The sequence below is a fragment of the Bradyrhizobium sp. LB14.3 genome (assembly GCF_040547985.1).
Classification (GTDB): Bacteria; Pseudomonadota; Alphaproteobacteria; order Rhizobiales; family Xanthobacteraceae; genus Bradyrhizobium.
On sequence record NZ_JBEPQT010000002.1, the window covers coordinates 480,240 to 492,754 of the forward strand.

General features: G+C 63.7%; 12 protein-coding genes. 5 read left to right on the forward strand and 7 right to left on the reverse strand.

Features of this window, described 5'->3' with window-relative positions; genetic code table 11:
* Window positions 1-59: 59 nt before the first annotated feature.
* The 7 genes from eda to ABIB00_RS06065 all read right to left on the reverse strand — a co-directional run bounded on the left by eda (window position 60) and on the right by ABIB00_RS06065 (window position 7,114).
* Window positions 60-710 carry a bifunctional 4-hydroxy-2-oxoglutarate aldolase/2-dehydro-3-deoxy-phosphogluconate aldolase gene (gene eda, locus ABIB00_RS06035; RefSeq protein WP_354103710.1) on the reverse strand — a complete coding sequence of 217 codons (651 nt, stop codon included), beginning with the start codon at window positions 708-710 and terminating at the stop codon, window positions 60-62.
* Between the two features lie 11 nt (window positions 711-721).
* Window positions 722-1,702, reverse strand: coding sequence for a sugar kinase (locus ABIB00_RS06040; RefSeq protein WP_354103711.1), 981 nt, complete (start codon window positions 1,700-1,702; stop codon window positions 722-724).
* Window positions 1,703-1,725: 23 nt separating this feature from the next.
* Complete coding sequence (gene denD, locus ABIB00_RS06045) at window positions 1,726-2,712, reverse strand: D-erythronate dehydrogenase (protein WP_354103712.1); 987 nt, start codon at window positions 2,710-2,712, stop codon at window positions 1,726-1,728.
* A 59-nt stretch (window positions 2,713-2,771) separates the two neighbouring features.
* The gene (locus ABIB00_RS06050; protein ID WP_247345880.1) at window positions 2,772-3,647 is read right to left on the reverse strand and encodes a carbohydrate ABC transporter permease; all 876 of its coding nucleotides are present in this window, start codon (window positions 3,645-3,647) and stop codon (window positions 2,772-2,774) included.
* 2 nt (window positions 3,648-3,649) lie between these two features.
* On the reverse strand, window positions 3,650-4,597 hold the full coding sequence (locus tag ABIB00_RS06055; RefSeq protein ID WP_247446802.1) for a carbohydrate ABC transporter permease: 948 nt from the start codon (window positions 4,595-4,597) through the stop codon (window positions 3,650-3,652).
* Window positions 4,598-4,663: 66 nt separating this feature from the next.
* Window positions 4,664-5,977, reverse strand: a complete 1,314-nt coding sequence (locus ABIB00_RS06060) for an ABC transporter substrate-binding protein (RefSeq protein WP_247446801.1) — start codon at window positions 5,975-5,977, stop codon at window positions 4,664-4,666.
* A 75-nt stretch (window positions 5,978-6,052) separates the two neighbouring features.
* Window positions 6,053-7,114 carry an ABC transporter ATP-binding protein gene (locus tag ABIB00_RS06065; protein WP_247345873.1) on the reverse strand — a complete coding sequence of 354 codons (1,062 nt, stop codon included), beginning with the start codon at window positions 7,112-7,114 and terminating at the stop codon, window positions 6,053-6,055.
* Window positions 7,115-7,316: 202 nt separating this feature from the next.
* Here ABIB00_RS06065 and gntR point away from each other — a divergent pair, with 202 nt between their 5' ends.
* From gntR to ABIB00_RS06090, 5 genes are all read left to right on the forward strand, one after another.
* A complete protein-coding gene (gene gntR, locus ABIB00_RS06070) occupies window positions 7,317-8,417 on the forward strand; it encodes an HTH-type transcriptional regulator GntR (protein WP_354103713.1) in 1,101 nt (366 codons plus the stop codon).
* Window positions 8,418-8,539: 122 nt separating this feature from the next.
* Window positions 8,540-10,369: an IlvD/Edd family dehydratase gene (locus ABIB00_RS06075; RefSeq protein WP_354103714.1), complete on the forward strand. Its 1,830-nt coding sequence runs from the start codon at window positions 8,540-8,542 to the stop codon at window positions 10,367-10,369.
* A 127-nt stretch (window positions 10,370-10,496) separates the two neighbouring features.
* Window positions 10,497-11,228: an SDR family oxidoreductase gene (locus ABIB00_RS06080; protein ID WP_247446799.1), complete on the forward strand. Its 732-nt coding sequence runs from the start codon at window positions 10,497-10,499 to the stop codon at window positions 11,226-11,228.
* A gap of 123 nt (window positions 11,229-11,351) precedes the next feature.
* Window positions 11,352-12,098: an SDR family NAD(P)-dependent oxidoreductase gene (locus ABIB00_RS06085; RefSeq protein ID WP_247345861.1), complete on the forward strand. Its 747-nt coding sequence runs from the start codon at window positions 11,352-11,354 to the stop codon at window positions 12,096-12,098.
* A gap of 7 nt (window positions 12,099-12,105) precedes the next feature.
* Window positions 12,106-12,498 (forward strand): GFA family protein, encoded by a 393-nt coding sequence (locus ABIB00_RS06090; protein WP_354103715.1) that lies wholly within the window; start codon window positions 12,106-12,108, stop codon window positions 12,496-12,498.
* Window positions 12,499-12,515 lie beyond the last annotated feature (17 nt).

Genomic DNA, 12,515 nt, shown 5'->3' on the forward strand with positions numbered 1-12,515 from the left:
GGTCTTTTCTCCCTACGGTCTCTTACTGACCTAAGTCTTAGCTCAGCGATGGCAAGACTTCACGCGGCTTTCAGGGCCTTGATCGTGCGCTGGCAGATGGCAGTTATGCCGGCCCAGTTCCCGGCCTTGATCTCCGCCGCCGGGCACAGCCAGGAACCGCCGACCGCAACCACGTTGGGCTCGGCAAGCCAGGTCGCCGCATTGGCCTCGCCGACGCCACCGGTGGGGCAGAACCGCACGTTCGGAAACGGACCACCGAGCGCGCGCAGGCCCTTGATGCCGCCGGCCTGCTCGGCCGGGAAGAATTTTGCCACGTCGAGGCCATGGGCCAGCGCCATCATCAGCTCGGACGCCGTGGCGATGCCCGGCGCGAACGGCAAGGAGCTGTCGGCGGCAACCTTAAGGAGATCCGGGGTCAGGCCCGGGCTGATGCCGAACGCGACGCCGAGCCTCTCGACACGAGCGAAGTCTGCCGGATTGAGAATCGTGCCGATGCCGACGATCGCCTCGCGGACTTCGGCCATCATCGCCCTCGCGGCCTCGATAGCAACAGGGGTGCGCATGGTCACCTCCAGCGTGCGGACGCCGCCGGCAACCAGCGCACGCGCCAGCGGCACCGCATCCTGGATCCGCTCGATGGTGAGGACGGGGATGACGGTCGCGGCCTTGAAGAGCGCAACGAGGTGGTTCTGTTGGGCAGTCGTGGTCATGGGTCTCGATCTTACTTGGTCGCTTGACGAGAGGTCGCCGGCCGGTGCCGCTTCTTCGGCGGCATGGCATAACCCGGAATGATGGCGCCGGAATAGCAGATCACGAGGCTGGCAAGGCGATGCCCGGCCTGGGCGGCCTCGACCGGGTCGGAACCGGCGAGCCGCGCCGCGATATAGGCCGCCGCAAAGCTGTCCCCGGCCGCCGTGGTGTCGACCACCGGCTTGGTCATCGGCTCGGCGCGGACCTCGTGGGTGGCTCCGGCAAAGCGCAGCAGGCTGACCGGCTCGGCGAGCCGGAACACCAGCTCGGGGCTCGGGATGCGCGCCATCAGCTGGTCCTGGCTCTCGCCGGGATAGAGGGCGAGCAGATCCTCGGTCGAGGTCAGCACGATGTCGGCGGCCGCGAAGGCCGCTGCAAACACCTCGCGCGCGACATCGCGGTCCGGCCACCCTCGCGCGCGAAAATTGGTGTCGAACACGAAGCGGGTGCCGAGCAGGCGCGCCCGCTTGATCGCCGCGAACAGGCGCTCGCGTCCGGCCGCATCGTAGATCGAGAGCGTGATCGCAGAGAGATAGATGATGTCGTAGCTCATCAGCGAGTTGAGCAACTCGTTCGTCTCCGGCAAGTCCATCAGCTGGCGCGCCGCCGCACTGTCGCGCCAGTGGAAGAACTGGCGCTCGCCCTTCGCATCCAGCTGGATCATGTAGAGGCCGGGCAGCTTGCCCGCCAACCGCGCGACACGCCTTGTGCCGACGCCCTCCGAGGTCCAGGCCGCGATCATCTCATCGCTCAGGGCATCGTCGCCAAGCGCGGTGAGATAATCGACCTTGGTCTCGAGCCGCGCCAGATACACGGCCGTATTGAGGGTGTCTCCGCCGAAGCCGCGCGAGTACAGGCCACCGCCCTGCCCGGCAGACTGTCCCGAAGACTGTCCGCCCTGGGCCTGCCGAAGCTCGACCATGCATTCGCCGATGCAAGCAACGCTCGCCATCACTTTACCCGCTCAGTCAGAGATCAGGCGACGAAATTACCGCCGAGCTCGTCTTCGATGTGAATGCGGATGATGTCGTCGAAGGTCTTTTCCTCGGTGGTGAAGCCGAGCTCGAGCGACCGCTTGGCATTGAAGTTGCGCGGCCAGCCGCCGACGATGCCGACGATGAAGGGGTCGGGCTCCCGCTTGATGCGGGCGGCGACCTTGTCGCCCGCGACACGCTTCAGCGCAGCGATCTGCTCGCCGACCGTCGCCGACAGGCCCGGCATGGTCAAATTGCGGCGCGGACCGACGGTGGCGAGGTCCATGGTGCCGGCATGCAGCAGGAAGCCGACGGCGGACCGCGGCGTGGCGTGCCAGTGACGGACGTCCTCGGAGACCGGCAGCACGACCTCCTTGCCGGCGAGCGGCTCGCGCAGAATGCTGGAGAAGAAGCCCGATGCCGCCTTGTTGGGCAGGCCGGGCCGGATGCAGATGGTCGGCAGGCGAATGCCGATGCCATCGAGGAAGCCGCGGCGCGAATAGTCGGCCAGCAGCAGTTCGCCGATCGCCTTCTGGGTGCCGTAGCTCAACAGCGGCGTGTGGAAGAACTCGTCGCCGATCGCCTCGGGAAACGGCGCGCCGAACACCGCGATCGAAGAGGTGAACACCACGCGCGGCTTGTAGCCGCCGCCAGCAAGCCTGACCGCGTCGAGCAGCATCCGCGTGCCGTCGAGATTGATGCGGTAGCCCTTGTCGAAATCGAGTTCGGCTTCGCCCGACACGATCGCGGCGAGATGGAAGATCACGTCGGGACGGCCGGCGATCAGCTTTTCGGCGGCGCCGGGGACGGCGAAGTCGCTCGATACCGTCTCGACGGCAAAACCGGCCTTTTCCGGCGTCTTCGGCTCGACCACGTCATGCATGGTGAGCTTGGTGATGTCGCTCTTGCCGAGCCGGCCGTCGCGCAGCAGCCGTTCACACAATTTGCGGCCGACCATGCCGGCGGCGCCCAGAACCAGAACGTGCAAGAGCCTACTCCTTCTTATTGGCGCGCTGCCCTCAGCGCGCCCTCATTGCGGCCCCGCGATCATTCCTTCACGGCGCCGGTCATCGCCGACACATAATACTCCACGAAGAAGGAATAAAGGATAACTACGGGGACCGAGCCGGTCAGTGCCGCCGCCATCAGTGCGCCCCAATGGTAGACGTCGCCGTTGACGAGCTCGGTGATCGCACCGACGGGGATCGTCTTGTTCTCGGACGAGGAGATGAAGGTCAGCGCGTAGATGAACTCGTTCCAGGACAACGTGAAGGCGAAGATGCCCGCCGAGATCACCCCCGGCAGGGACAGCGGCAGCGTGATCTTGGTCAGAATCTGGATCCGCGTCGCCCCGTCGATCAGCGCACACTCCTCCAGCTCATAGGGGATGGTGCGGAAATAGCCCATCAGGAGCCAGGTGCAGAACGGGATCAGGAAGGTCGGATAGGTCAGGATCAGCGCCAGATTGCCGTCGAACAGGCCGAGCTGAAACACGATCGCCGCCAGCGGAATGAACAGGATCGAGGGCGGCACGAGATAGCCGAGGAAGATCGCAAGGCCGATATAGCGCGAGCCTTTGTAGCGCAGACGTTCGATCGCATACGCGGCGCACACGCTGGCAAACAGCGAGATGAAGGTCGAGGACACCGAGACGATCACCGTGTTCCACATCCAGAGCGGATAGTCGGTGTCGAAGAACAGCTTCTTGATGTGCTCCAGCGTCGGATGCACGATCCAGAACGGATTGTACCTCTCGTAGTCGTACATCTCCGCGTCCGGCTTGAACGTCGCGATCGCCATCCAGTAGAACGGGAACAGCAGCAAGAAGATGATCAGACCGAGCGGAAGGTAGACGCGGAGAAATTTCCGCGGGAAGCTCTCGAGGTAGTCCATTCCGACGCTTTGGTCGTCCGCTGTGCTCATGGTCAGTCCCTCCCGCCCTGCTGCCAGCGGGAACGCTGAAGCCCGAAAAAGCTGAGCAGGATCGCCGCGACCAGGAACGGAATCATCGCGTTCGAGATCGCCGCGCCCTCGCCGAGATTGCCGCCGGTGATGGCGCGCTGGAACGATAGCGTCGCCATCAGATGGGTGGCGTTGATCGGCCCGCCCCGCGTGATGGTGTAGATCAACTGGAAGTCGGTGAAGGTCATCAGCACCGAGAACGTCATCACCACCGCGATGATCGGCGACAGCATCGGCAGCGTGATGTGGCGGAAGCGCTGCAGATTGGTGGCGCCGTCGAGATTGGCGGCCTCGTAGAGCGAGGGCGAGATGGTTTGCAATCCCGCCAGCAGCGTGATCGCCACGAAAGGCACGCCGCGCCAGATGTTGGCTGCGACGACCGACCAGCGCGCATTCCAGGGATCGCCGAGGAAATCGATGTAGTGCGTGATCAGGCCGGCCTTGAGCAGCACCCAGGAAATGATCGAGAACTGGCTGTCATAGATCCACCAGAACGCGATCGCGGAGAGCACCGTCGGCACCACGAAGGGCAATAGCACGATGGCTCGGACGATCGACTTGAACGGCAGCCGCTCGTTGAGTAGCAGCGCCAGGTAAAGTCCGATCGCGAATTTCACGGCGCTGGCGGCGACCGTGTAGAAGATGGTGTTGAACACCGACAGCCAGAACACCGAGTCCTTGGAGAGCGAGACGAAGTTCTGGAACCCGATGTAGCGCCCGGCTCCGCCGATCTTGGTATCGGTCATGCCGAGCCAGAAGCCCAGCGCCAGCGGGTAAGCCAGAAACAGGATGAGAATCGCGATCGCCGGCACCATGAACATCGCGCCGAGGAAATTCCGGCTCTCGAATGCTCTGGTCCACAAGCTGCTGCGCTTGACATGCGCGGCAACGGGCTCGGCCATAACTGCCATGTCGGACTCCCCTCAACGAAAAGTCGCGGCGTCCGGCGAACCGGACGCCGCGTAGATTGGAACTGATCAGACCTGGTAGTAGCGCTTGGCGCGCTCGGCCGCGCGCGCGGCTGCCTGCTTCGGCGTCACGGAGCCCGACGCCGCCTCGGCGAACATGTCGACGACGACGAAGTCGCCCATCACGGCGGCGGAGGCATAACCGAGATCGCCGGCATAGCCGTTGTCGCGGCAACGCTTCAGGCAGTCCCGATACGGCGTGATCTTCGGATCCGACGTCCACACCGGGTTGTCGTTGTAGGCCGGAAGCGGCGGCGACACGTAGCCGTTGGAGGAGACCTCCCAGGCGTCGTAGTTCGCCTTGTCCATCATGAACTTGATGTATTCCTTGACCGCCTTGGGATACTTCGAGTGCTTGTAACCGTAATAGACGAGCACGTTCTGCTGCTCGGTCGACACGCCGACCGGCCCGATCGGCATCGGCGCGTGGTTCATGTCCTTGGCGATCTCCTGCTGCTTCGGATCGGTCGAGTTCTTTCCGACGGTCCAGATCGAGATGCCGTTCAGCGTCAGGCTGAGTTCGCCGTTGAGGAACGCCTTGTTGTTGTTCGAGTCGTTCCACGACAGCACGCCGGGGATGAAGGTCTCGTAGAGCTGCTTGACGTATTCGAGCGCGGCGATCGTCTCCGGCGAGTCGATCACGACCTCGTTCTTGTCGTTGACGACCTTGCCGCCGAATGCCCACAGCGCCCACTGGCACCACCCGTTGGCGTCGCCCGTGGCGTGGCCGAGCGCGAAGCCGGCCGGCGTGTTGTTCTTCTTCAGGGCCTGGCACAGCTTGAGGAAGCCGGCGGTGTCCTTGGGGAATTCATCGAAGCCGGCCGCCTTCACGTGGCTGATGCGGTAGTTCAGGCAGCCGCCGGTCGCGCCCTGCGGAATGGCGATCCAGCTGTTGCCCTTCTTGCCGTAGCGTTCGGCAACCGGATACCAGCCGCCATACTGCGCGCCGAGATAGTCGGCGACATCGGTCACATCGATCAGCTTTTCCGGGAACTTATGGGGATCATCGAGCGTGCCGATGATCAGGTCGGGACCGGCGCCGACATTGGCCGCGACCGCGGCCTTCGGCCTGATGTCCTCCCAGCTCTCGGCCTCGAGCTTGACCTTGACGCCGGTCTTCTCGGAGAACGCCTTGGTCTGCTCGGCGAACTTGTCGAACTCGGCCTGGATGAATTGCTTCCAGCGCAGCACGCGGATGGAGGCGTTCGGCTCCGGCGTGTTGGTCCAGGTCGCCGCACGCACCGGGACGATGCCCGGGCCAGCCAGCAACGCCGCGCCACCGAGGCCGACTTTAAGCACACTTCGCCTGTCGAAATCGCTCATCGTTCTCTCCCTAAATTTTATATTTTGTATTGGGTGGTCTTGTGTTGGGTCTTCTTGGGCAGTCGTTCGGCGTCGCTACACGCGTTTGCCCGTCGCCTCGTCGAACAGATGAACCACGGAAGGATCGGGCTTCAGCTTGACCTTGTCACCCGGATTGAATTGGTGACGTTCGCGGAAGACGGCGACGACCTGCTCACCACCGAGCTTCGCAAACACCTGCGTTTCGGAGCCGGTCGGCTCGACCACGACGATCTCGGCATCGGCGCCGTCGTCGGCGATGGTGAAATGCTCGGGCCGCACGCCGTAAACGACGGGACGGCCGTCGGACGCCGCCGGCGCATTCTTGAGCGGCAGCTTGACGCCGTTCGGACCCTCGAAGGTCGCAACGCCGTTGACGCGCACATGACCCTTCAGGAAGTTCATGGAGGGCGAGCCGATGAAGCCGGCGACGAACTGGTTGTCGGGCTTGTCGTAGAGCTCGAGCGGCGTGCCCATCTGCTCGACGATGCCGTCATGCATGACGACGATCTTGTCGGCCATGGTCATGGCCTCGATCTGGTCGTGGGTGACGTAGACGGTCGTTGTCTTCAGCCGCTGGTGCAGTTCCTTGATCTCGGTGCGCATCGCGACGCGCAGCTTGGCGTCGAGGTTCGACAAAGGCTCGTCGAACAGAAACACCTGCGGATCGCGCACGATGGCGCGGCCCATGGCGACGCGCTGGCGCTGGCCGCCGGAGAGCTGGCGCGGGTAACGCTCGAGCAGCGGCGACAGCGCGAGAATTTCGGCGGCGCGCTTGACGCGTTTGTTGATCTCGTCGGTGCTCTCGCCCCGCAGCTTCATCGAGAAGCCCATGTTCTCGCCGACCGTCATGTGCGGATAGAGCGCGTAGTTCTGGAACACCATCGCAATGTCCCGCTCCTTGGGCTGGACATTGTTGACGACGCGGTCGCCGATCGAGATCGTGCCGGAGGTGATGTTCTCGAGGCCCGCGAGCATGCGTAGAAGCGTCGACTTGCCGCAGCCGGAGGGACCAACCAGGACGACGAACTGGCCGTCCTCGATCGGAATCGAAACGCCGTGCAGGACTTCAAAATTGCCGAACGATTTCCGCACGTCGCGGATTTGCACAGACGACATCTAGCTCCCTCCTCGAAAGTCCACGACGCATCTTGCGCCGCGACCGTCTTGTTTTTTCAGACTTCACCGAACGAAGCCCAGCCTTAGCGGGGGACATTGTCGGCAGTTTGTGCGGTTTTGGCAATTTGTCTTTGGTTAGTCTGTGCTGGTAGCGCTGTCAACGTTCCTTTGTTTGCGACAGTGAGTGTGTTAAGAGCAGCAAATGGGTCGAAAACGCACCAAGTCAGGCAAAATCCGGCTGGCGGAAGTCGCCGAACTTGCCGGCGTCAGCCCGATCACAGCGTCCCGCTTCTTCCGCAATCCCGAGGCGCTGTCGGTCGCCAAGCGGACACGGGTCGAGAGCGCGGCCAAGGAGCTCGGCTATGTGCCCAACCTGGCGGCACGCGCGTTGGCCTCGCAGCGCACCGAAGTGATCGGCGTCTTGATTCCGTCACTGACCAACAACGTGTTCTCCGACGTGCTGCGCGGCATCTATGACGCCTCCGAAAGCAGCCGTTACTCGATTCAGTTGTCCAATACACGCTACAGTATTCTCCAGGAGGAGAAGCTGCTGCGTCTGTTTCTCGCGCAGAAGCCGGCCGGACTGATCGTCACCGGCATCGACCAGACCGCGGAATCGCGCGCGATGCTCGATGCCGCCGACTGCCCGATCGTGCAGATCATGGAGATCGGACCCAATCCGGTCGACATGATGATCGGCTTTTCGCACTATGACGCAGCCCGCGCGGCGATCGCGCACCTGTTCGCGCAAGGTCACCGCAAGATCGGCTTCGTCGGCGCGCGGATGGATCCACGGGTGCAGCGGCGGCTCGACGGATACGTCTCGGCCATGAAGGACGCTGGACTGTTCGAGCAACGCCTCGTCGTCACGACGGCAACACCGACCTCGGTGACGCTCGGCGCCGCCCTTTTCACCGACCTCCTGACGCAGGAGCCCGGCATGGACGCGGTGTTCTGCGCCAATGACGACCTCGCGCTCGGCGTGCTGTTCGAATGCAGGCGCCGGGAGATTGCGATACCCGAACAGATCGCGATCGTCGGCTTCAACGATCTCGAATTCATGGCGTCCACCGTGCCGACCCTCTCCAGCGTGCGCACCAACCGCTACGAGATGGGCAACACGGCCGCCGCCATGCTGATCGAGGCGATCGACGGGCGGCGCCCGCAGCATCCGGTGCTCGATCTCGGCTTCAAGGTGATGGAGCGGCAAAGCTCCTCGGCGCGGCGTTCGGACAGCAGGCCGGCGGTTTCAGGCGCGGGCGCTGCGAACAAATTGGTAGCGTTACCAAGTGGCCATGACTAGTATCGGATTTGTGAGGAAACGACCCGCCAGCGGGCAGGCAAATCATCACTCGCGCCGTTGGGCATCGCACAAGCCGACACAATAAAACGGACGCCAGTGCGTTTGCATTGCAGGAGAAACCAATGACAAGAAAACCAACCAATGGGCATGCCCCCGCCGAAAACGGCGCTCGGCGCCATCTTCGCTCGCAGGAATGGTTCAACAATCCGCATAACCCGGGCATGACCGCGCTCTATCTGGAGCGCTATTTGAACTACGGTCTGACCCGCGCGGAGCTTCAGTCCGGCAAGCCGATCATCGGCATTGCGCAAACCGGCAACGACCTCTCACCCTGCAACCGCCACCATATCGAGCTTGCTCATCGCGTCCGCGAAGGCATCCGCGAGGCCGGCGGCATTGCGATGGAATTCCCGACCCATCCGATCCAGGAGACCGGCAAGCGCCCGACCGCGGCGCTCGACCGCAACCTCGCTTATCTCGGCCTGGTCGAGATCCTCTACGGCTATCCGCTCGACGGCGTGGTGCTGACCACCGGCTGCGACAAGACCACGCCGGCCTGCATGATGGCGGCCGCGACCGTCAACCTGCCCGCGATCGTGCTGTCGGGCGGCCCGATGCTGAACGGCTGGCACAATGGCGAGCGCACCGGCTCCGGCACCATCGTCTGGAAATCGCGCGAGCGGCTCGCCGCAGGCGAGATCGACTATGAGGAATTCATGGAGATCGTGGCGTCATCGGCGCCCTCGGTCGGCCATTGCAACACCATGGGCACCGCCTCGACCATGAACGGGCTTGCGGAAGCGCTCGGCTTCTCGCTGCCGGGCTGTGCGGCGATCCCCGCGCCTTATCGCGAGCGCGGCCAGATTGCCTATGAGACGGGCAAGCGCGCCGTCGAGATGGTCTGGGAGGATCTAAAGCCCTCGGACATCCTCACCCGCGAGGCGTTCGAGAACTGCATCGTGATCAACTCGGCAATCGGCGGCTCGACCAACGCGCCGATCCACATCAACGCGCTGGCGCGCCATATCGGCGTGGAGCTCTCGATCGACGACTGGCAGAAGGTCGGCCACGACGTGCCGTTGCTGGTCAACATGCAGCCGGCCGGCTTCTATCTCGGCGAGGAATTCCACCGCGCCGGCGGCGTGCCGGCGGTGGTGCGCGAATTGATGAAGCACAAGCGGATCCACGAGAACGCGGTCACCGTGAACGGCCGCGGCATCGGCGAGAACTGCGCCAATGCGGAAAAGCCCGACAACGACGTGATCTGGAATTACGACAAGCCGCTGGTCAAGGACGCCGGGTTCCTGGTGCTGCGCGGCAATCTGTTCGATTCAGCGATCATGAAGACCAGCGTGATCTCCAAGGAGTTTCGCGACCGCTATCTCAGCAACCCCAAGGACCTCAACGCCTTCGAGGGCCGCGCCATCGTGTTCGAGGGTCCCGAGGACTATCACGAGCGGATCGACGATGCCTCGCTGGACATCGACGAGCATTGCGTGCTGTTCGTCCGCGGCACCGGGCCGATCGGCTATCCCGGCGGCGCCGAGGTCGTGAACATGCAGCCGCCGGCGGCGTTGATCAAACGCGGCATCCTCGCCCTGCCCTGCATCGGTGACGGCCGCCAGTCCGGCACATCGGGCTCGCCCTCGATCCTCAACGCCTCGCCGGAAGCTGCCGCCAATGGCGGGCTGGCGATCCTCAGGAACGGCGACAAGGTGCGCATCGACCTCAACAAGGGCAGCGCCAACATTCTCATCTCCGACGACGAGGTGAAGAAGCGCCATGCCGAACTGGCGGCCAATGGCGGCTTCAAGCATCCGCCGAACCAGACGCCGTGGCAGGAGCTTTATCGCAACACCGTCGGCCAGCACTCGACCGGCGCCTGCATGGAGTTGGCGACACGCTACCAGAACGTCGCCGGCACGTTTGGTGTCGCGCGGGATAATCACTAACCACTCGTCATTGCGAGGAGCGAAGCGACCAAGCAATCCAGACTGTCTCCACGGTGAGATTCTGGATTGCTTCGCTTCGCTCGCAATGACGGCATAGCAATCAAATTCACGGTGAGGAGAATTACAAATGGCAGACCGCCTCAAAGGAAAGCGTGCCGTCATCACGGCTGCAGCGGCAGGCATCGGACGCGCATGCGCCATCGCATTCGCGCGTGAAGGCGCGACCGTGATCGCCACCGACATCAACGAGAGCGGCATCACGGGCCTGGCCAAGGAAGGCATTGCCGAGACGGCGAAGCTCGACGTTCGCAACACCGCCGACGTCAATGCCTTCGCCAAGCGCGTCGGCAAGGTCGACATCCTGCTGAATGCGGCGGGCTTCGTGCATCACGGCACCATCCTGGAGTGCTCGGAAGAGGACTTTGATTTCTCGTTCGACCTCAACGTCAAGTCGATGCACCGGACCATCAGGGCATTCCTGCCGGACATGCTCGCGGGCGGCGGTGGCAGCATCGTCAACATCTCCTCCTGCGCGGCGCTGCGGCCGCCGGCCAATCGCTACGTCTACAGCTCCTCGAAGGCCGCGGTGTCGCTGCTGACGCGCGCGGTCGCGCTCGACTTCATCACCAAGGGTATCCGCTGCAACAGCATCTGCCCCGGCACCGTCGAGACGCCCTCGATGCTCGACCGCGCTGCCGCGCAAGGCCCGCAGGGCAAGGAGATGTTCGTCTCCCGCCAGAAGATGGGCCGGCTCGGCACCGCCGACGAGATCGCGTCGATGGCGATCTATCTCGGCAGTGACGAGAGCGCCTTCACCACCGGCGTCGACCTCGTCGTCGACGGCGGCTACATGCTCTGATTAGTCCTCATCCCGAGGAGCCGCGACAGCGGCGTCTCGAGGGATGGACCACGGGCTCAATGGTTCGAGACGCGCGCCAAGTGCGCGCTCCTCACCATGAGGGATAGATGAAGGGATTTCGCGATGAACAAGATCGATCTCAACGGCCGCGTCGCCATCGTCACCGGCGGCGCGCAGGGCTTTGGCCGCGCCATCACCCAGCGTTTTGTCGATTCCGGCGCCGAGGTCGCGATCTGGGATTTTGACGCCGCGCTGGCCGAGAAGACGGCGAAGGAGATCGGCGACAGCGTCCGCATCTTCAAGGTCGACGTCACCGATACCGCAGCCGTCGAGCAGGCCCGCGATGCGACGCTTGCCGCCTTCGGCAAGATCGACATCCTCGTCAACAATGCGGGCATCGCCGGCGTCAACAAACCGGTCTGGGAAACCGATCTCGAGGAATGGCGCAAGGTGCTGCGCATCAACCTCGACGGTCCCTTTATCGTCTGCAAGGCGATCGTGCCCACGATGCTCAAGCAGAAATACGGGCGCATCGTCAACATCGCCTCGATCGCCGGCAAGGAAGGCAATCCGAACGCCTCGCACTATTCGGCCTCCAAGGCCGGCCTGATCGCGCTGACGAAGTCGCTCGGCAAGGAATTGGCGGCGCATGACATCCTCGTCAATGCGGTGACGCCTGCGGCCGCGAAGACCGCGATCTTCGACCAGATGACGCAGCAGCATATCGACTTCATGCTGTCGAAAATCCCCAAAGCGCGCTTCGTGCTGGTGGAAGAGCTCGCCGCGATGGCGGCCTGGCTCGCATCGGAGGACTGCGCGTTCTCGACCGGCGCCGTGTTCGACATCTCCGGCGGGCGGGCAACCTACTGAGGGCATCATGATCAGAGAAGGCGGCTGCCTCTGCGGCGCGGTGCGGTTCAAGGCGGAAGGCGAGCCGCTCAACGTTCGCGTCTGCCATTGCCGCATGTGTCAGAAGGCAATGGGCTCGCCCTACTTCGTCCGCGCGCAGTTCGACCAGCGCGCCCTGACCATCGAGGGTGACACCGCCCGCTATGCGTCGTCCGAGAACATCGATCGCGTGTTCTGCAAACGCTGCGGCACGCGCCTGTTCTCATGGCGGCGCAACGGCACGCTGGCAGGCGTCGCACTCACCACGTTCGATGATCGCAACGCCTTCGCGCCGACCGAGCACATCTGGGTCTCGGAGAAGCTCGCCTGGCTGAAGCTCGACGACGGGCTGACGCAGTATCCGGGCACGATCCCGGCGTGAATTTTGGCGGCAGCATA

Bases quoted from the DNA above. Each gene is read 5' to 3' on its own strand.
- eda (WP_354103710.1), bottom strand. From the start codon at position 710: ATGACCACGACTGCCCAACAGAACCACCTCGTTGCGCTCTTCAAGGCC.
- ABIB00_RS06040 (WP_354103711.1), bottom strand. From the start codon at position 1,702: ATGGCGAGCGTTGCTTGCATCGGCGAATGCATGGTCGAGCTTCGGCAG.
- ABIB00_RS06050 (WP_247345880.1), bottom strand. From the start codon at position 3,647: ATGAGCACAGCGGACGACCAAAGCGTCGGAATGGACTACCTCGAGAGC.
- ABIB00_RS06055 (WP_247446802.1), bottom strand. From the start codon at position 4,597: ATGGCAGTTATGGCCGAGCCCGTTGCCGCGCATGTCAAGCGCAGCAGC.
- ABIB00_RS06060 (WP_247446801.1), bottom strand. From the start codon at position 5,977: ATGAGCGATTTCGACAGGCGAAGTGTGCTTAAAGTCGGCCTCGGTGGC.
- ABIB00_RS06065 (WP_247345873.1), bottom strand. From the start codon at position 7,114: ATGTCGTCTGTGCAAATCCGCGACGTGCGGAAATCGTTCGGCAATTTT.
- gntR (WP_354103713.1), top strand. From the start codon at position 7,317: ATGGGTCGAAAACGCACCAAGTCAGGCAAAATCCGGCTGGCGGAAGTC.
- ABIB00_RS06075 (WP_354103714.1), top strand. From the start codon at position 8,540: ATGACAAGAAAACCAACCAATGGGCATGCCCCCGCCGAAAACGGCGCT.
- ABIB00_RS06080 (WP_247446799.1), top strand. From the start codon at position 10,497: ATGGCAGACCGCCTCAAAGGAAAGCGTGCCGTCATCACGGCTGCAGCG.
- ABIB00_RS06085 (WP_247345861.1), top strand. From the start codon at position 11,352: ATGAACAAGATCGATCTCAACGGCCGCGTCGCCATCGTCACCGGCGGC.
- ABIB00_RS06090 (WP_354103715.1), top strand. From the start codon at position 12,106: ATGATCAGAGAAGGCGGCTGCCTCTGCGGCGCGGTGCGGTTCAAGGCG.